Below are 19,473 nucleotides of genomic sequence, written 5' to 3'. Positions count from 1 at the left end.
TATTCTAAGGTGTTTTTATAGATGTATTAATCTAAGCCCACGCCATATGGTGTGGGCTTTTTTATCTATTTTTATATCCGATGCCGGCAATCTTTATATGGGTACTATCCAAAAACCTGCCAAACAGGTTTGCATTCATCGCTTAAGCTGTTATAATTCCTCTGTTTCTGGCATCCTTAAAAATCAGCCGTAAAAGGGAACGGATATGCGAAAAGCAGGGATTGGTTTACTTTTAATACTATGCACGGTGTGTACTGGCCGGGCGGAGACATTACGATTGACTCCGCAGGGGCAATGGCAGAATCTGGCCGCCGACCCGCAGGGTCAGCATGTCCTTGCGCTTGCGGAGCTTAAGCAGAAGATTCTGGCCGGGGATAAAAACGATGCCCTCGAGGCTCTTGAAAAGTTTAAAACCGACTACGCCGAGTATGCCGGAGACGACCTGAATGCCTATATTGAGGCGGAAACCCTGTACGCCAAGCAGAACTGGTCCAAGGCCACCAAACAATTTCAAAAATTCGTGAAAGACTGGCCCGAAAGCCCGTTTTTTGATATTGCCAATGAGCGGCTGTATTCCATCGGCACGGCGTTCCTGAATGGGCAGAAACGCCAGGTACTGGGCATTTTATGGCTGTCAGCGTTTGACAATGGCGTGGAAATCATGCGAGACATTGCTGACCGCATGGGAACCGGTCCGATGGGGCTGCGGGCGCTGGTAACGCTGGCCGAGGCATACGAAAAACGCAAGATGTACGCCGAGGCGTATGAAGTCTGGTCGGAAGTGGCCGACAAGTGGCCCACCGGTGATGTCGGTCAGCAGGCCCTGCTGCGGATGGCACAGTGTCTTCATGCCGCCTATAAGGGGCCGCGATATGACCCCACCTGGCTGGTCAGCGCCAAAGCCTATTATGAGGATTATCTCAAGCGGTATCCCCAGCAGGCCGCCCAGATCAAGACTTCAGATACAATTGCCATGATTGTTCAGCAGCAGGCGTACAAGAACTACTGGATTGCCCAGTATTACGACCGTACCGATCATCCGCTGGCCGCGAATCTGTATTATCAGTATGTCATTGATACCTGGCCGGAATCCGAAGCCGGCTATATGGCGGTCCAGTCGCAGCAGCAGGGCTATCACTATCCAAAAACGCTTTGCCGCAGGACCTTTGATGTGGGGTGTCGATTTTTGGATAGCTGGTTTGGCATCGGCCTTCTGTTCGGCAAGACGTCCCAGGAATAACTTGAATTGGATAACACATGAGAGCAATAGCACTTATAGCAGGTTGGATTGCAGCCGCCGTTTCGCTGTGCGGCTGCCAGGGATACAGCAATTCGTGGCTGCATCGGGATGACGTCAGTACGGTGTATGTGGAAATGATGGAAACCAGCAGCTTTCGGCGCGGTCATGAGTTCGCCCTGACCGATGCCATCTGCAAACGGATCGAGGCGCAAACGCCGTATAAAATCGTGTCCGATCGCGAGGTAGCCGACACCATTCTCAGCGGCAGCATGACTATTGGAACCGGCATACTGACGACAGAACGCTGGGAAGGCCGACCGCTGGAATACGAAACGTCCGTGGCAGTCACGGTCACCTGGAAAAACCTGAAGACCGGTCAGCTTCTTATCGACCGCGAAGTGGTGTTCGGCTCCGCTTCCTACTCCTCGCAGCTGGGACAGAGCTTTGACTACTCCATCGGGCTGGCGGTGAACAATGCGGCCCAAAAAGTCGTAGAATTGATGGAAAAACCCTGGTAAAACACGAAACCCAGTAAGTCTTTATAGTTGACGGCCTGCGACGTTTCTGCCGTGCGCTGTCAACTGTAATTTTTTAACCATATAGCACAAAAAAACAGGAATCTATGGCAGAACAACAAAAAAACAAGCAGACTCCGGGGCAGCCGCCTGCAGGGGTGGGCAAGTATAATCGCAGCCCGTTTAGCTGGCTGCTGATCGCGTTGATCGCAACCACACTGCTGATGACACTAAACAAGTGGCAGCGCGTCGAGCAGATCAATTATAGCCCTGATTTTCTCAATCTCATTCGACAGGGCTATGTCGAAAGCGTCAGAATTGAACATGAACGCATTGTCGGTGTCTTTAGCGAAGCTGGCCAGAAATCCCGCAAACCCACGGATCCCACCAGCTTTGAAGTGGTCTACATCCAGCCGATGTGGGACAAAGACCTGCAGCCTCTCCTGCAAAAGCATAACGTCATCGTCAAGGGTGGAAAGCCCGATATGTGGATGCCGCTGCTGTGGAATCTGCTGCCGTTTGCGCTGCTGGCGGCGATGATTTATTTCTTCTTCCTGCGAGGCATGCGAAGCGGGGGCGGACTGGGCACAGCACTGAGCTTTGGGCGAAGTAAACACCGCGTCCGTGCCGGCAAAGACACCAAGATTACCTTTGCCGACGTGGCAGGCATCGATGAGGCCAAAGAAGAAGTGGCCGAAGTGATCGAGTTTCTGAAAAACCCCAAAAAATTCAAGAAAATCGGCGGACGCATTCCCCGCGGTGTGCTGCTGGTCGGCCCTCCCGGCTGCGGCAAAACCCTGCTGGCCAAGGCGATTGCCGGCGAATCCGATGTGCCGTTTTTCAGCATCTCCGGCAGTGATTTTGTCGAGATGTTTGTCGGCGTCGGTGCCAGCCGCGTCCGAGACCTGTTCCGTCAGGCCAAGGAAAATTCGCCGTGCATCATCTTCCTCGATGAAATCGATGCCATTGGTAAAAAACGGGGCCCTGGTTTTGTCAGCGGCGGCCACGATGAACGTGAGCAGACGCTCAATGCCATCCTCGTTGAAATGGACGGTTTTGAAACTGACGACCAGGTCATTGTCATTGCCGCCACCAATCGCGCCGATATTCTCGACAGCGCCCTGACCCGCCCCGGGCGGTTTGACCGCCAAGTGGTGGTCCCGCTGCCGGATCTCAAAGGCCGTATGAGCATTCTCCGAATCCATGCTCAGAAAGTCAAATGCGGTCCTGACGTCGATTGGGAAAAAATGGCTCGCGGAACGCCGATGTTCAGCGGTGCCGAACTGGAGGCGCTGATTAACGAAGCTGCCATTGGGGCCAGCATGCAGAATAAAGATTACGTCGAAATGGCTGATCTTGAAGAAGCTCGCGACAAGGTGCGCTGGGGCCGTGCCAAACGCAGCCGTGTCGTCGATGAACAGGATAAGCGTCTGGCCGCTTACCACGAGGCGGGTCATGCCCTGGTTCAATCGCTGCTTAAAGACGCTGACCCCCTGCACAAAGTCAGTATTATCCCGCGTGGTCAGATGGGCGGAGCCACCTTTGCTCTGCCTGAAAAAGACCGCATGTTCTATTCGCGGAAATACTGCCGGGCACAGATTCAGATTTGCTTTGGCGGGCGCATCGCCGAAGAAATGTTCTGCGATGACATTACCAGCGGTGCCCAGGCTGACATCAAACAAGCTACTCTGCTGGCCCGGGCGATGGTCATGGAATGGGGTATGGGCGAACAGCTTGGGCCGGTCAATTATTCCTCCGACCCGGCCTCTGAGGCCTATATGATGCAGTTCGGCCCGGAGTTCTCTCAGAAGACCGCAGAGATGATTGACGCGGAAGTGCGGAAGATTATCGACACGGCCTATACGGAAGCCTCTGATTTATTAGAAACCAATCGCGACAAGGTGGATGCATTAGCCAAGGCCTTGCTCAAATATGAGACTCTGGATGCCGACGACGTCAAATTGATTCTGTCCGGCGGGTCTCTGGAAAAGCCGACTCTCAATGACCTTTTAGCCAAGGAACAGAACAAGGCCCCCCATGAGACTCCGGCCCCTGAAGAGTATCGAAAAGACTATTGATTCGCCTGCCATTTTTGAATGGCAAACCCAAAAATTGGCAGAGTATCGCATTTGTAAGGACTTGCGAAGAAAATCGCAAGTCCTTATTTTTCAATGTGATAGATGTTTTTTGGCAAGCTGGCACATAATTTGTAATCTCCCTGTCAGGCTGAACAAGGCCCAAATAACGACGTAAAACAATTGTTTGGAGCTGACAATTTGGAGTCCATAGCGATCAAGTCGATACGCAGAAATGCAACACTCACACGCTGCGTCTATCGCGGGTATCCAACGTGAAATCAAGTTCTTGAAAACAAAACGAAAGGCTCTGCTCATGGTGAGGAGCCGTACCGAAGGAAAATGGAAAGGACAAATAATGAACACATTATTGAAGCGATGTTTGGGACTGGTATTGATCGTTGCAGTATTAAGCTCGATGGTATCGGCTGCTGAAGACAACGGCATCGAAACGCTGCGTAAAACATCCCAGGCGTTTACCGAAGTCGCCAAAAAAGCCGTACCGGCTGTCGTTGCTGTGCAGGTCGAACAAGAAGTCAAATCCGAAATGGATATCTTTGAGAACTCGCCCTTTGATGATGAATTTTTCCGCCGGTTTTTTGGTCCCCGCTTTTCCCCTCGCAATTCCGAACCTCGCATTCGCAGAGGACAAGGCTCCGGCTTTATCATTTCCCCCGACGGCTACATCCTGACCAACAATCATGTTGTGGACAGTGCCGATAAAATTACGGTTGTTCTCAAAGATGGCCGCAAACTCGATGCCAAAGTCATCGGCACGGATCCGGATTCCGACGTCGCAGTCATCAAAGTCGAAGGCGATAATTTTCCCATTATTGAGCTGGGGGATTCCGACAGTCTTGAAATCGGTGAATGGGTCATCGCCGTGGGCAACCCGTTTGGTCTTGCAGAAACTGTAACCGTCGGTGTGGTCAGCGCCAAGGGACGCCAGGTCGGCATCACCGAAGGCGGCTATGAAGACTTTATCCAGACGGATGCCGCCATCAATCCCGGCAACTCCGGCGGTCCCCTGCTGAATCTCGATGGCAAGGCCGTGGGTATCAATTCCGCAATCATCAGTCAATCCGGCGGCTATATGGGGATTGGTCTGGCCATCCCCATCAATATGGCCAACGCCGTCAAAGAACAGCTTATTTCCGGCGGCAAAGTCGTTCGCGGCTATGTGGGGATTACCATGAATCCCGAGGGCCTGACTCCCGAACTGGCCGAATCGTTCGGCTATAAAGGCGAAGGCGGTGTCCTGGTTACTGAAGTGATGGAAGATTCTCCGGCAGCCAAAGCCGGTCTCAAGCAGGGCGACATTATTACTCAGCTTAATGGCAAGCCCGTCTCCGGCAACGATTCCTTCCGCAATACCGTCTCGCTGATGGCTCCCGGAACCAAAATCAAGCTGACGGTTTTCCGTGACGGCAAAGAGAAAAATATCACTGTCGAGGTGGCTTCTCTGTCAGAAAGTAAAATGTCCACCAAAACCTCTGAAATCGGCAAGAAATTAGGCTTATCGGTGGTCCCGGTGGATTCCGATGCTGCCCGTCAATTGGGTGCCAAAGGCGATCAGGGCGTGGTCGTGGCAGAGGTAACACCGCGAAGCCCCGCTCAAAGGGCCGGCATTCGTCCCGGAATGATTATTCTCAGCGTCAACCGGGTGTATATCAATTCCGTGGGTGAGTTCAATGAGGCCCTCAAGGAAACCGAGCAAACCCGCACAGCTCGTCTTCTGATCAAGACGGGCCGAATGGCTCAGTATGTTCTTTTGAAACTGGACGACAAATAAACCGCTCTGATTCTGATTGTCGATAAAAAGCCCCGCCAGAAATGGCGGGGCTTTTTTTATGGAGTTCAAATGCTGCCTCTACAGGACGCGGGTGATCTGTGATGTCAGCTTGTCAATGCGCCCGCGAAAATCCGGCTCGGTTTTATACATCTGCTCGACCTTGGCGCAGGCGTGAAGCACCGTGGAATGATCCCGCCCGCCCAGATGCCCGCCGATTTCCTCCAGACTGTGACGGGTCAGAGTGCGTGCCAGGTACATGCAAACCTGACGCGGCAGAGCGATGCTCTGGCTGCGTTTTTTACTCTGCAAGTCCGTAATGCGAATATCAAAAGCCTCCGCCACCGCAGCAATAATATCGCCCAGAGACAGGATTTTGGCCGATTCACTTTCCTGATAGCCCAGTGCCTGCCGGGCCAGTTCCAGCGATACTTCTTTTTGAGCGGTGCGGGCTGTGGCATAAATGACCGTCAAAGCCCCCTCCAGTTCCCGGATGTTGCTCTTGACATGCTCGGCGATCAGCTCGGCAACCCCCTCGGGCAGCACCAGTCCTCGCAGACTGGCCTTCTTTTTGACGATGGCAATGCGGGTTTCGTAACTGGGGGCATCCAGTCGAGCCACCAGACCCCACTTGAATCGGCTGATGAGACGGTCTTCAAGAGCCTGCAAATCCGCCGGGGCACTGTCGGCGGTCAGCACAATCTGCCGCTGGTTGTTGTACAGCGCATTAAAGGTATGGAAAAACTCTTCCTGGCTTTGCTCACGTTCCCGTAAAAACTGTACATCATCGATAATCAGCATATCCACCGAACGATACAGGTTTTGAAAATCGGCTAATTGTCCTTTTTCGATGGCGCTGATGAAGCCGTTGACAAACGCCTCACAACTGAGAAACTGTACCGACAATCCCGCTTTATTCCGCAGGCTTTCATGACAAACCGCATGCAGAAGGTGGGTTTTGCCCAGGCCGGAATTACCGTATAAAAACAGGGGATTATAAATCGTCCCGGGATTTTGACTGACCGCGATGCAGCTTGCATGGGCCAGCCGATTGCACGGCCCGACTACAAAACTCTCAAAGGTATAATCCGGATGCAGCTTGACCCCGCTTTGCACCATGGCTGGAACCACCGCAGCCGTACTTATGGGACGAAACTGCACACTGACCAGATGTCCCGTGATATTCTGGGCAGCCTGGGTGAATGTCGATAGGCACCGATCCTGCAGATATTGCGCAGTGACCGCATCCGGACAGCCGATGTGCAAAACCCCGCCGTCAAATTCCTCCACAACCAGGTCATCAAACCACGTGCGGATATTGACAGGGTCCAGGGTCTTGGCCCGTTCCAGAATCGCTTCAAATAACTGACTGGATTCCTGTGATTTTGCCAACTTCGCTATTCCATGCGTTTTAGGTCTGTTTTAATACCTTCCAGCCGATTACATCAATCGGGAGAAACAATCTACTCACCGACTGCAAGCCTGTCAAAGAAATTCCCCCTCCCGTAAAAACTTGCCCGCCCGCGAACTTTTTTGTTGAAGAGTCGTACACTATATATTACTATATGACAAATTAATCACATAAGAACATTATAACTATGGAAAAACAATTGATTTACGAAAAACAGGCTAATGTCGCCAAGGCCATTGCCCATCCTCTGCGGATGGCGATTCTGGATTTTTTACGCGAGGGACCCCAGTGTGTCTGCGACATTGCCGACGCGGTCAAATCCGAACGCTCCAACATCTCCAAGCATTTATCGATTATGGTAGCCGCGGGGGTGCTGGAATATCGCAAGCAGGGCCTTCAGGTCATCTATAAGATTCGCACCCCGTGTACCTTACGGTTTGTGGACTGCCTGACTGAGGCGATTAAGGAAAACGCCCTGCGAGAACAAAAACTGCTTAATGTCATCTAAGATTGGAGACATTCAAGATATGGACTGGAAACAAGAATGGAAGAAACTGGCAATCATTGTAGTTGTGTTTTTAGCCTGTTTTTATTTACCCATAGGTACCCCGCGGTTTGATAATGCGATCACAGAATCTCTGCATTTAGTGAAGTGGTATGCACAGGAACACGTTCTGCTATGCCTGGTCCCGGCATTCTTTATCGCCGGAGCGATTTCAGTCTTTGTCAGCCAGGCCTCAGTGATGAAGTATCTGGGAGCCAAAGCCAATAAGGTTTTGGCTTATGGTGTCGCTTCGGTGTCCGGAACGATATTGGCGGTTTGCTCGTGTACGATTTTGCCGTTATTTGCCGGAATCTATCGTATGGGGGCGGGTTTAGGACCTGCCACGGCATTTTTATATTCGGGACCTGCCATCAATATTCTTGCCATCATCCTCACAGCTCGCATTCTCGGCGTCGAACTGGGGATTGCCCGTGCCGTCGGTGCCATTGCCTTCAGCGTACTGATTGGTCTGATTATGCATTTTATCTACCGCAAGGAAGAAATTGAGAAAGCCAACGGTCAGATGGCCATGCCCGAACCGCAAGTGGCCCGCCCGCTCTGGCAAAATGCCCTGTTTTTTGCGGTGATGATTGGCGTGCTGGTCTTTGCCAATTGGGGATCACCCAATGATTTTATCTTCAAGACCACAGATGGTTCTACCATTCATGCTGCGATTTTGAAATCCCCTGAACACGGAAGCCCCTTAACAGGGTCCTATACTCTCAAACGACTGGATGGCGAGCAGCTCGGCAGCGAACTTGAATTGCCGGCAGATTCAGTCGTTGAAAAGAAACCGGTAGCCGGTACCTGGACCACGATTTGGTCTTATAAATGGCTGATTACAGCCGCCTTTTCAATTGCTCTTGGACTAATCCTGATTCTGTGGTTTGGCATCACATGGTGGAAGGTTGTGATCACGGCTATTCCAGTGGCGGCGTTGTCGTTGATGCTGCCGATGGAGGGGATGATGGTGATGATTCCGTTCACTGCCGCGGTCATCGGTTTATCCTGGATGACCAGCACCGACAAAGGTGAAGCCGGGGAATGGTTTGCTTCAACCTGGTCATTTGCCAAACAGATATTGCCGTTATTGTTTTTTGGAGTTCTGTTTGCCGGGGCATTTTTAGGGCGACCCGGTCATGAAGGTCTGATTCCCAACCAATGGGTTGAGTGGGCCGTCGGCGGCAATTCACTGCGAGCGAATCTATTTGCTTCGGTTGCCGGGGCATTTATGTATTTTGCCACGCTGACGGAAGTCCCGATTTTGCAGGGACTGATTGGTTCGGGCATGGGCAAGGGACCTGCTCTGGCATTGCTTCTGGCAGGCCCGGCGTTGAGTCTGCCCAGTATGCTGGTGATTCGTTCGGTGATGGGAACCAAAAAAACAATCGTTTTTGTGTCTTTGGTCATCGTGATGGCGACCCTCAGCGGCATGTGTTACGGTGCTTTTTTCTAAGGCAAAGAAGATGAACCAGGAACCAGCGACATTCACAGTCAAGGCAATTGGGGTGATCCACAGTCCCTTTACCCATCCCAAGGAAGCTCCGATTCAGCCGGCGTTTGCCAAGGGAGCCGAGGGCATCATCGACCTATTCGAGCCTTATACCGCAGCATTGAAAGATCTGGACGGCTTTGAGCGAATCTGGCTGATTTTTTACTGCGACCGTGCGGCAGAATGGAAACCATTGTCCAAGCCCTATTTAGATACCGTCGAGCGTGGATTATTTGCCACACGATCTCCAGCCAGACCTAATCCGATTGGTATTTCGTCCGTGCGATTGATGCGGATTGAAGGCCATCGGCTGTATGTGCAGGACATCGACGCCCTGGATGGAACGCCGCTATTGGATATCAAGCCCTATTCGGGCAAATTCGATACGTTTTTAACCCAGCGAAACGGCTGGATGGATACCGTGGATACGAGCCATCCGAAAGCCGACGAGCGATTCTGGAAACCTCAAACATAAGGATAAAGGATAGGATCATGAAAAAGATTCAGATTCTTGGGACAGGTTGTCCTAAATGCAAACAATTGGCTCAGTGTGCCGAGCAGGCGGCCAATGAACTGGCCATTCCCTACGAGATTGAAAAGGTGACTCAGATTAACGATATCATGAAGTTCGGGGTCATGATCACGCCTGCGTTGGTGGTTGACGGCAAAGTGCTATCCGCAGGCAAAGTCTTGACGCTTGATGAAATGAAAAAGTGTCTGCAATAACATCACGAAAGGATATCACAATGGCTAACCAAAACAGTTGTATGTGTTCCGGCGGACCAAAATTGATCTTTGCCTGCAGCGGTGCGGCTGATGTCGGTGCGATTGCCGACCAGGCAGCTCGAAAACTGACCCGGGATGGGGCCGGCAAAATGTTTTGCCTGGCCGGCATCGGCGGGCGAATCGACGGTATTATGAAAACAACACAGGCCGCCTCATCCATTCTGGCCATCGACGGCTGCCCGCTGAATTGTGTCAAAGCCAGCCTTGAAAAGGCCGGATTTGCCAATTTCAAACATCTCCAGCTTGCCGATCTGGGTCTGGAAAAAGGCAAAAGCCCGGTCACCGAAGACAATATCACCAAGGCCTGCACTGCGGCGATGTCCTTGCTGTAATGAGAATGTCGTTACGGTTGTCTTGAACTCTTTTTGAATAAAGGAATAACCATGAATTCGTATGCCAAGATGGGAATTGTTGTGGTGTTGATGATGGCAGTGGGGGCCGTTGTAATCTTCAAACAGGGAGGAATGCCCTGTTGCTCACCATCCACGGCATCGCAGCCAGAACCGGCGGTTTCCTCCGCTGCTGCCGCAACCCGAGAAACCGCTGGCCCGTTTGCAACGTCAGGTCTGCCGACACTGCTTGATCTGGGGGCGGGCAAATGTGTGCCGTGCAAGATGATGAAGCCGATTCTGGATGAATTACAAGAACAATACAAAGGTAAAATGAATGTGGTTTTCATCGATGTCTGGGAAAATCCGGATCAAGCGAAGAAATACAGCATAAACCTCATCCCCACACAGATCTTTTATAACCAGGACGGCAAGGAATTATTCCGTCACGAGGGATTTTTCTCCAAAGAAGATATTCTGGAAAAATGGAAACAACTGGGTGTGGAAATTGGCACAACCCCCTCCGTTCCGGAATTCAGCCGTCTGGAACCGGCTGCGGTGGATACTCGCCCCAAAGATCAGATTTGTTATATGTGTGACGGCACGATTGATCCCAAAACACGGGTGACAGTGAAGACGGAAAAAGGGGATGTGCAGATGTGCAGTCTGCACTGCTACTTTATCATGTATTCCTGCCTGACCGAGGACAAGACCGATTTTGAACAGAAAGTCTCAGTCACAGACTATGTTTCCGGGGCCCCTGTTGCTCTGACAGACGCTACGTTTCTGGCAGGAACCGACCCGCAGGGACGCCCTGTCCTGCATGCCTATGCGACCGCGGATGCGGCCAAACAGGCCCAGCAGACCGCCGGCGGCAATGTGATTGGACTGGATGCGCTCAAACAAAACGAATTGTCTGTTCGCTGCGGCTTCTGTGACCGGGCCTGCTATCCGCAGGATGCCGCGGAGGTGATTGTCGATGGCGGGATCCGAACCTGGGGCTGCTGTTCGCATTGCGCCCTCGGTGTCGCGGCCCGTACCGGCAAGGATATCGAAGTCCATGAAAAAGACCGTCTGACCGGCCAGCCGATTGTCGTTAAGACCCTCAACGGCAGCATTGCCTCACTGGAACCGTCCACCGCCGTGGCATGGTTCGGCCAGCGCAAGAAACCGGATGGCACCTGGACCTCAGCCGGCTGTTTCCATCAGGGCTTTTTCGTCAATGCCGATAATCTCAAACAATGGGTTGAAAAAAATCCGCATGAAACCGGCAAGCTGATTACCATCCATCAGGCCCTGGCCGATAAAATGAAACTGTCGCCCGAACAAATCCAGAAGGCCTGCAAAATCGGCGAATGTGCCCCCAAATAATAAAAATGACACTATTGCATGCAAAAAGGACCTTTATGAAATCGAAATCGGCTTTGTTGGCAATCATGACGGTTGTCCTTATATCGAGTTCATCTGTCTGGGCACAACAGAAGGCGGAAAATCCATTTAAAACCGTTGAGGAAGTGTATCCCGGCTTAACTTCGGGAGGTTTGTCGCTGGCTGTCCTGACGGATCTTCCGGAAGGAATCCTGTTAAAAGCAGGCACTGTCGAGATGACATCTGAAAACATTTCCAAAATCATTGATTCCCAACCCGAACCGGTCAGGGAAGAACTGAAAAAAAATGCTTTTTTCATTCTGGAACAGGAAGCGGCAGGCAGGATTTTGCTGGACTTGGCGAAAAAAGCCGCTGTACAGCCCCAGGTGGAAATTCCAAAAGACGAAAATGAGCTGATTAGACAGTTTTTTGAAACAGCTGTTTTCAAAAACATTGAAGTCACAGACGCCGAAATCAAGACGTTTTATGAAAACAACAAGGACATGTGCGGCGGGGCAACATTCGAACAGATTAAATCATCCCTGAAAGAATATGTATTGGATCAGAAGAAACAGCAAATCGCTTCCGAATATATCCGCGACCTGGGCAAACAGATTCCGATTCAGGTTTCCGAAAGCTGGGTCAAGCAGCAGGCGGCATTGGCATTTGATAATCCGGTGGACAAAGCCCGCAAAAGCGGAAAACCCTCTGTGGTGGATTTTGGCGCCAGCGGCTGCAGACCCTGTGATATGATGACACCGATCCTTGAAACACTTGCCAAAAAATATGAGGGCAAAGTCAACGTGCTTTTTGTCCACGTTCGCGAACAGCAGATACTAGCCGCGCGATACGGCATTCAATCCATTCCCGTGCAGGTCTTTTTCGATCAAAACGGACGGGAAGTATTTCGTCATACAGGGTTCTTTGCTCAGGATGAAATTGAGAAAAAGTTTAAAGAGATGGGAATTCAATAACTTATGCAGGAACTGTTTACCCAGCTCACCCGTGCAGTGGAAGGGACATGGTTCATCGCCGTAACTGCCTCCTTTATTTGGGGCATTCTAAGCATTCTGTTAAGTCCCTGTCATCTGGCCAGTATCCCCCTGATTGTCGGCTTCATCGATGAACAGGGTAAAATCTCCACCAAACGGGCATTTTGGATTTCCACGTTATTTGCAGTGGGAATCCTGATTACCATCGGTGTCATTGGAGCCATTACGGCTGCCTTAGGCAGGATGATGGGGGATGTCGGCAGATATGGAAACTATTTTGTGGCCTTGATCTTCTTTGTGGTGGGACTTCATCTGCTGGAGGTGATACCCATGCCATGGTCCGGACCCGGACAGGTCGGGATGAAGCGAAAGGGAATGCTTGCCGCATTCATTTTGGGGCTGGTGTTCGGCATTGCCCTGGGGCCTTGCACTTTTGCTTATATGGCTCCGATGCTGGGGGTCACATTCAAGCTGGCCTCAACCCATCTGGCATACGGCATCCTCCTGTTATTAGTCTACGGTATTGGACATTGTTCGGTCATTGTCTTTGCCGGCACATTCACCGAAGTCATTCAGCGATATATGAACTGGAACGAACAATCGAGAGGCTCAGCCATCCTCAAAAAACTCTGCGGCGTGCTGGTCCTGCTGGGGGGATTGTACATGATTTATACGGCGTCCTGAAACGCTATCGAAATGCATATCAATAAGGAGAAATTGCTATGGACAGAAGACACTTTGTATCACAGGGGATCACCGCAGTAACAGGTCTTTCGCTGGGGGCGATGGCCGCCGAAAGTGAACCGGAATCCAAAATCATCATCATCGGCGTCAGCTGCAGCCCCCGCAAGGGCAAAACCACCGCCACGTCGGTCAAAATTGCCCTGGAAGCAGCTCAGGCCGTCAGTCCACGCATCGAAACACAGCTGATCGATCTGGCCGATATGAAAATCTCCGGCTGGAAAGGCGGCGCCAAGCCGGACGCTCCGCAAATCCCCTTTGATGATTATGAAGTCCATGTGGAGCCGCATTTTATGGCCCCGAACCTGGGCGGCCTGATTATCGGTTCCCCGGTTTACTTCCGCAGCATGAGCGCTCTTTGCAAGGCGTTTCTCGAACGCCTCTACACCGTTCGGACGCCTGTAATGCGATTGGCTGATAAGCCCGTCGGCGCCCTGGCCGTCGGATCCTTCCGCAATGGCGGGCAGGAGCTGGTCATCGAACAGATTCTCTCGGCGATGCTGTGCTATGAACCCTTCATTGTCGGCGGAAAACCCAGCGCTCATCAGGGTGCGACGCTGTGGAATAATTACAGTGACGACATTACCAAAGACGAATTTGGGGTGGATACCGCCAAAAAACTGGGCATTCGCATAGCGGAAGCCGCTCTGAAAAACGCAGACCGCTGACACGGGTGTCCGCGGTTCTGCTCCGGACGGCTTCCAAAGTCTTGACACGCTCCGGGGCTTCTGTCAAAATAGCGGCAGGAAACGGAATGAGCTTAACAGCAGGAGCGTTTAATGTCGCATTCGGTACTGGATTGCAAAAAAGTACTCGATACCATCGTTCGTTTGCAGATGCGTATTGAAGATCGCTTCCCGGGCAGCGGCCTGGGCCGGGTCTGCGGGGAACTGATCGAAATTGCCCGGCAGACCGACCAGACCATCCGGCTCATCCAGCAGCCCAGCTATATGTACCGCATCCTGGTTTTTGCGGTGGTCTTAATATTGGTTGTGATTGCCGGACTCGGATGGAGCCAGCGCAAAGTCAGCCAGGACGACACCGTCCTGGTCAATATGGTTCAGGTCCTCGAAGGCACAATCAATATCCTGTTTCTTATCGGCGGGGCCATTCTGTTTCTGGTATCGATTGAAAACCGAATCAAGCGGCAAAAGGTCATCCAGGCCGTCAACATCCTGCGATGCCTGGCCCACGTCGTCGATTCGCACCAGTTGACCAAAGACCCCTGTATTACAGACGCTTCGGCTCTTCGTACAGCCCATTCCCCCGAACGGCCCCTGAACAGCTTTCAGGTCTGCCGCTATCTGGATTACTGCTCGGAGATGCTCTCGCTGGTCAGCAAGGTCGCCTTTCTGTATGTGCAGGATTACCATGACCCCGTCGCCACCGAGGCCGTCAACGACCTCGAAGACCTCACCAACGGCCTGAGCACCAAAATCTGGCAGAAAATCATCACCGTTAAAAGCATCCCCGGCCTGCAGGCCGACTCCCCCAGGGACCTGTTATAAAATAATCAAGGCAGGTTCCTGGTTTTGATCAACTAATCAGTTCTGATTGGGACAGGTTTCCCGACCTGCCAGGGTCCAACCCGAATAGCGGCTGGCGGCCAACCCGGAGCCCAAAAGCCACGAATCCCCCCGACCCCAAATGGGGTCAAATCTGGCTTTAAAAAGTCATTATTTCTACTCCAAACCTCTCTTCATGTCCTTCTTTGTAAAAACACTCCATGCTCCAGCCCCCAATGGATTCGGTATGTGCAAAAAATAATGGCACAATATCCCCCTTGTTTCTGGGCAGAAAAGTTCTGCCAGATTCATCCCGCTCCCTATAAACTTGTTATACTGATCCTGCTTGAAATTTCCCGTTTCGTCGCGGCTAAGTACAGTAGCTTCAACCACTTGCTTCTTTTGCTCGCGGAATAATCATACCCGTTGGGTATATCACATTGACTTAAAACGACTTATCGTATTGTGAAGCCGCCCGAAAACCGGACAGCAGCAATCCTGTTTCAGCAGGCCATCGCGTGCAGCCGATGGTCGCGGATTTCCTGGGCAACCTTGAATCCGGCATCCAGGGTTTTCGAAAAATCAGGATCAAGCGCATCCGTAATATGGTGTGCCGCAAGAAAACTCTCGGCCAGCGTCGTGGCATTCACAAAACCATCCCGACGCACTTTTTGACGCATCCATTGAATAATTTGTTCTTCTGTCATTGTTTGTTTCTCCAGCCAGGCACTCCGCCGGGACGTAACGCTATCCCGGATAGTGTAGGTGTTAAATTTGGATCTGAGCGGAATATAGCCTGGAATTATATGAACTTTAGTATTATATCGGCATTCGGGGCAAAAATATACACTTTTTTGATAAAATAGGGCAATTCCAGGGCAAAAACAGCCGTATCAGGACTAAAAATGCGGTTTTTTTCGATTTTGTCCGATAAAAATTGAAGAAATCATAAAGTTTTGGTCGAAGATTCCGATAATATGATAGATGAATATCAATACTGATATTCAAAGAATGTAAACCGAATTGCCTGAATGACTGGCCGGAATCAATATAATTATAATACACTGGCACAACAGGATCGATTTGGAGAAAACCGTTTCAAGGATGAAACCCGGGGGGGGCACAAGGAAGAGTCTATGAGAACCATAGCTGTTATCAATCAAAAGGGCGGGGTGGGGAAAACAACTATTTCAATCAATCTGGCCAGTGCCATGGCCAATCGCGGTTATCGCACGCTATTGGTGGATATGGATCCCCAGTCGCATTGTGCCGTCGGCCTGGCAGTCCCGGAAGAACAGATCGAACACAGCATGTTCGATGTCTTGATTGGGCAGACCCGCGGTGAGCCGTTGCGTATTACTGAAATTCTCTGGAAAATCTCCGAACGTTTTGAATTAGCTCCCTCCACGATCGACCTGGCCACCTTTGAAACCCAGACCACCGGCCAGCCGGATCGGGAAAACACTCTCCGCACTATCCTGGCTCAGGTTCGCAACGAATTCGACTATGTGATTATCGACTGCCCGCCATCGGTGGGGCTGTTGACCTTCAATGCCCTTCGTGCCGCTACCGATGTGGTGGTCCCTGTGGAAATGGGCTATTTCTCTCTGCACGGCCTCAGCAAACAGCTGGATACCCTCAACGCCCTGTCCCAGCAGTGCCCCGAGCGGGTCAATGTGATGATTCTGGCCAGCATGTACGATATCCGCACGAAGATGGCCCGCGAAATCCTGGCCGAACTCCGCAAGCACTTCAGCAGCCGGATGTTCAAAACCGTCATCAACTTCAATACCAAGCTCAAGGAAGCCGCCAGCCTCGGCCAGCCCATCAGTGAATATGATCCGGCCAGCAAGGGATTCAAGGACTTCCTGGCTCTGGCTGATGAACTGGTCGGGTCCGACACCCAGACCCATAAGGCCGAACTGGTAAACTCCCTCCAGACCCGCCTGAAATCCATTAGTGCCAGCGCCGATGAACTCCTGGCCTCAATTAAAGAACCCAAAATGTCCATTGAGCCCGAACAGCCCAAAACCACACTCGAACAGAAACTGGCCGATTTCTATGGTGTCCGCCAGGTCAATGGCACGGTGGTCTTCTCGGCCCTGTATCCCCGGGCACAAACCGTCCACATTGCCGGAGATTTCAATGGCTGGAAACCCGAACAGACCCCGCTGGAAAAAGTCAGCGAAAACGGCAACTGGCAGATTAAACTGCCCCTGAGCAAAGGAACCTATCGGTATCGCCTGGTTGTCGATGGCCAGTGGCAGCAAGACCCCTATAATGAAATGACCGAGCTGAATCCCTTTGGTGATTACAACTCCGTTCTCAACGTTCAGTAGAAGCCATTACCAGTGCCAACACATTTCAAAACGGCGACGCTTCCCGTCGCCGTTTTTTCTTGCGCCTATCGAATAAAATTCGTAAAGATCGTGTCTTCCCGTTGGGGCAGGGCAACCCCCGCTTTCATGCCGGCTTCTTTGCATTTCAAAAACCAGGCCATATTCCTGCCCAATACCCGCATAATCTGCATCCCCTCCAAATCCTTTTTCACATCGTCGGGAGTCGAGCCGTGCACCATATTCCAGTATCGCGACGAGATCACCGGCATCTGGGAGATGGTGAAATACTTGTTAAGCTGGTCAAATGTCGCCGTCGTTCCCGCCCGTCGGGCGCTGACCACCGCAGCCGCCGGCTTCAAATAAAAACACTGCCTGCCGGATAAGGCGTTGGCATAAAACACGCGATCCATAAAGCAGGTCAATGCCCCCGCCGCAGCGGCATAATACACCGGCGACCCGAACACAAACCCGTCGGCATCTTTGGCGATATCCAGAAAATCATTGACCTTATCCGAAAAAACACAGCGTCCCAGTTCCTGACATTTCCGACAGGCAATGCATCCGGCCAGCGGTTTTGTCCCAATGTGAAAGAATTCGGTCTCAATCCCCTCGGCATTGAGCGTCCGGCCCACCTCCGCCAGCGCCGTATACGTACACCCGGTTTCATGAGGACTTCCGTTGACTAATAATACCTTCATAGCAATCTCCTGACTAAAACACAAAAAAGTCTCAAATGCAGCCAAGCAAGGCTACCCAACTTATCATAGCCCAAAATACAAGACTCCGAAAGACATTTCCCGGGTTCTATCTGCCCAGGCAAAGCCAAAGAAAGCTCCTCACAAATAAATGATAGCAGATAGAATAAGTTGACATAGCAATTGATTCCTCCACCCAATCGAATTCTCCCTTCTTTCCTTGATTTTACGGCTCGGTCTTGTATAATCGCCTGCCGATCAAGGAATCCTTATAACAAGACGCATCAAGTCTGGAAAGGTTTAATTATGGCAAATGCGATAGTCAGTCAGTCTGGCGGCCCGACCGGGGTTATCAACGCCTCGTTGGTCGGCGTCATCGAAGAAGCCTGCAAATGCAAGGAAATCACCAACCTCTATGGTGCGATTCATGCGGTTGCTGGCATCAAAAAAGAGCACTTTATCGACCTTAAAAAGCTGTCGATCGACACCCTCGAACGCGTGGCCGGTTCGCCGTCCTCGGCACTGGGTTCCAGCCGCGACAAGCCGGATGAGGCCTATTGTGCCCAGATCCTGGAAGTCTTCAAGAAACGCGATATCCGCTATTTCTTCTACATCGGCGGCAATGACAGTGCCAACACCTGTTACATCATCAACACCATGGCCGAGAAATCCGGCTATGACCTCAAGGCCTTCCACGTTCCCAAAACCATCGACAACGACCTGCGCGTTACCGACCATTGTCCCGGCTATGGCACCGCCGCCAAATTTGTGGCCTGTGCCGTGATGGGCGATGACCTCGACAACCGGGCATTGCCGGGCGTCAAAATTGACGTCATCATGGGACGCCATGCCGGCTTCCTGACCGGTGCTGCAGCCCTGGCCAAGACCCGCGAAGACGATGGCCCGCATTTGATTTACCTCCCCGAACGACCGGTTACAATGGAGAAATTCCTCGCCGACGTCGAAGGGGTCTATAAGAAACTCGGACGCTGCGTCATCGCGGTCAGCGAAGGCATCAGTGATACGGACCATGTAACCTGGGCCGAAAAACTGGCCGCCAACGCCGAACGTGATGCTCACGGCAACGTGCAGCTTTCCGGCACCGGCGCCCTGGCTGACTTCCTGGCCAGTCAGATCAAAGGCAAGCTGGGTATCAAACGTGTCCGCGCCGATACCTTCGGCTATCTGCAGCGCAGCTTCGCCGGCCTCCAGTCCGAAACCGACGTCAAGGAAGCCCGCGAGTGCGGCCGCAAAGCGGTCCAGTACGCGATGAAGGAAGACAACGGCTCGGTCGCAATGAAACGCACCGGCAACGGCGCCAAGTACGGCGTGGAATACTTCCGCACCAACCTGTCCGAAGTCGCCGAAAAGACCAAATCCGTCCCCGATGAATTCATCAACAAGGATGGCAACGGCATGACTCCAGCTTTCATTGAGTACGCTGCTCCGCTGTGCGGTGCCCTGCCCAAAACCGAATATCTCGGCGGCTATCCGAAAGTGTAAATTCCTGCCGTAGCAGATTGAACTTCCATCAAACACAAAAGCCCGACGGTTTGCCCCGCCGGGCTTTTTTCTTGTATGTCTGTCTGCTCATTCAATCGGCTCTGTAGAAAACAACCCGTTATTTTAATCCGAAGAGCTTATATAAAATA

General features: G+C 51.8%; 19 protein-coding genes. 16 read left to right on the top strand and 3 right to left on the bottom strand.

All coding sequences use genetic code 11. The annotated features are described in order from the left end of the window. Positions 1-205: 205 nt before the first annotated feature. From ACQ9LF_RS04930 to ACQ9LF_RS04915, 4 genes are all read left to right on the top strand, one after another. Positions 206-1,240: a tetratricopeptide repeat protein gene (locus tag ACQ9LF_RS04930; protein ID WP_462488265.1), complete on the top strand. Its 1,035-nt coding sequence runs from the start codon at positions 206-208 to the stop codon at positions 1,238-1,240. Between the two features lie 17 nt (positions 1,241-1,257). Continuing rightward, complete coding sequence (gene lptE / locus ACQ9LF_RS04925) at positions 1,258-1,758, top strand: LPS assembly lipoprotein LptE (RefSeq protein ID WP_462488264.1); 501 nt, start codon at positions 1,258-1,260, stop codon at positions 1,756-1,758. Positions 1,759-1,862: 104 nt separating this feature from the next. Beyond that, on the top strand, positions 1,863-3,833 hold the full coding sequence (ftsH, locus tag ACQ9LF_RS04920; RefSeq protein WP_462488263.1) for an ATP-dependent zinc metalloprotease FtsH: 1,971 nt from the start codon (positions 1,863-1,865) through the stop codon (positions 3,831-3,833). A gap of 355 nt (positions 3,834-4,188) precedes the next feature. Continuing rightward, a complete protein-coding gene (locus tag ACQ9LF_RS04915; protein WP_462488262.1) occupies positions 4,189-5,622 on the top strand; it encodes a Do family serine endopeptidase in 1,434 nt (477 codons plus the stop codon). 78 nt (positions 5,623-5,700) lie between these two features. Here ACQ9LF_RS04915 and dnaA read toward each other — a convergent pair whose 3' ends face one another. Continuing rightward, positions 5,701-7,011, bottom strand: coding sequence for a chromosomal replication initiator protein DnaA (dnaA, locus tag ACQ9LF_RS04910; RefSeq protein WP_462488261.1), 1,311 nt, complete (start codon positions 7,009-7,011; stop codon positions 5,701-5,703). A gap of 206 nt (positions 7,012-7,217) precedes the next feature. On the opposite strand from dnaA, the gene ACQ9LF_RS04905 reads away from it, so the two are divergent. From ACQ9LF_RS04905 to ACQ9LF_RS04860, 10 genes are all read left to right on the top strand, one after another. Beyond that, the gene (locus ACQ9LF_RS04905) at positions 7,218-7,538 is read left to right on the top strand and encodes an ArsR/SmtB family transcription factor (RefSeq protein WP_462488260.1); all 321 of its coding nucleotides are present in this window, start codon (positions 7,218-7,220) and stop codon (positions 7,536-7,538) included. A 19-nt stretch (positions 7,539-7,557) separates the two neighbouring features. Further along, positions 7,558-9,030, top strand: coding sequence for a permease (locus tag ACQ9LF_RS04900; RefSeq protein WP_462488259.1), 1,473 nt, complete (start codon positions 7,558-7,560; stop codon positions 9,028-9,030). Positions 9,031-9,040: 10 nt separating this feature from the next. Next, positions 9,041-9,541, top strand: coding sequence for a tRNA (N6-threonylcarbamoyladenosine(37)-N6)-methyltransferase TrmO (gene tsaA, locus ACQ9LF_RS04895; protein ID WP_462488258.1), 501 nt, complete (start codon positions 9,041-9,043; stop codon positions 9,539-9,541). 17 nt (positions 9,542-9,558) lie between these two features. Further along, complete coding sequence (locus tag ACQ9LF_RS04890; RefSeq protein WP_462488257.1) at positions 9,559-9,792, top strand: thioredoxin family protein; 234 nt, start codon at positions 9,559-9,561, stop codon at positions 9,790-9,792. A gap of 20 nt (positions 9,793-9,812) precedes the next feature. Further along, on the top strand, positions 9,813-10,184 hold the full coding sequence (locus tag ACQ9LF_RS04885) for a putative zinc-binding protein (protein ID WP_462488256.1): 372 nt from the start codon (positions 9,813-9,815) through the stop codon (positions 10,182-10,184). Positions 10,185-10,235: 51 nt separating this feature from the next. Beyond that, positions 10,236-11,552 carry an organomercurial lyase gene (merB, locus tag ACQ9LF_RS04880; protein WP_462488255.1) on the top strand — a complete coding sequence of 439 codons (1,317 nt, stop codon included), beginning with the start codon at positions 10,236-10,238 and terminating at the stop codon, positions 11,550-11,552. A gap of 35 nt (positions 11,553-11,587) precedes the next feature. Further along, positions 11,588-12,523, top strand: coding sequence for a thioredoxin family protein (locus ACQ9LF_RS04875; RefSeq protein WP_462488254.1), 936 nt, complete (start codon positions 11,588-11,590; stop codon positions 12,521-12,523). A gap of 3 nt (positions 12,524-12,526) precedes the next feature. Next, positions 12,527-13,225 carry a cytochrome c biogenesis CcdA family protein gene (locus ACQ9LF_RS04870; RefSeq protein ID WP_462488253.1) on the top strand — a complete coding sequence of 233 codons (699 nt, stop codon included), beginning with the start codon at positions 12,527-12,529 and terminating at the stop codon, positions 13,223-13,225. A gap of 38 nt (positions 13,226-13,263) precedes the next feature. Continuing rightward, positions 13,264-13,950 (top strand): flavodoxin family protein, encoded by a 687-nt coding sequence (locus ACQ9LF_RS04865; RefSeq protein WP_462488252.1) that lies wholly within the window; start codon positions 13,264-13,266, stop codon positions 13,948-13,950. A gap of 111 nt (positions 13,951-14,061) precedes the next feature. Beyond that, complete coding sequence (locus ACQ9LF_RS04860) at positions 14,062-14,790, top strand: hypothetical protein (RefSeq protein WP_462488251.1); 729 nt, start codon at positions 14,062-14,064, stop codon at positions 14,788-14,790. 500 nt (positions 14,791-15,290) lie between these two features. On the opposite strand, the gene ACQ9LF_RS04855 is transcribed toward ACQ9LF_RS04860, so the two are convergent. After that, the gene (locus tag ACQ9LF_RS04855) at positions 15,291-15,494 is read right to left on the bottom strand and encodes a hypothetical protein (RefSeq protein ID WP_462488250.1); all 204 of its coding nucleotides are present in this window, start codon (positions 15,492-15,494) and stop codon (positions 15,291-15,293) included. Between the two features lie 429 nt (positions 15,495-15,923). Here ACQ9LF_RS04855 and ACQ9LF_RS04850 point away from each other — a divergent pair, with 429 nt between their 5' ends. Further along, the gene (locus tag ACQ9LF_RS04850; protein ID WP_462488249.1) at positions 15,924-17,126 is read left to right on the top strand and encodes an AAA family ATPase; all 1,203 of its coding nucleotides are present in this window, start codon (positions 15,924-15,926) and stop codon (positions 17,124-17,126) included. Positions 17,127-17,191: 65 nt separating this feature from the next. Here ACQ9LF_RS04850 and ACQ9LF_RS04845 read toward each other — a convergent pair whose 3' ends face one another. After that, positions 17,192-17,824, bottom strand: a complete 633-nt coding sequence (locus ACQ9LF_RS04845) for a flavodoxin family protein (protein WP_462488248.1) — start codon at positions 17,822-17,824, stop codon at positions 17,192-17,194. A 303-nt stretch (positions 17,825-18,127) separates the two neighbouring features. Here ACQ9LF_RS04845 and ACQ9LF_RS04840 point away from each other — a divergent pair, with 303 nt between their 5' ends. Next, positions 18,128-19,324, top strand: a complete 1,197-nt coding sequence (locus ACQ9LF_RS04840) for a 6-phosphofructokinase (RefSeq protein ID WP_462488247.1) — start codon at positions 18,128-18,130, stop codon at positions 19,322-19,324. Positions 19,325-19,473: the final 149 nt, after the last annotated feature.

Source organism: Anaeroglomus insulsum (genome assembly GCF_050689095.1).
Classification (GTDB): domain Bacteria; phylum Planctomycetota; class Phycisphaerae; order Sedimentisphaerales; family Anaerohalosphaeraceae; genus Anaeroglomus; species Anaeroglomus insulsum.
Note: the sequence above shows the minus strand (reverse complement) of the source record. Positions and strands in the feature narration are given on the sequence as shown.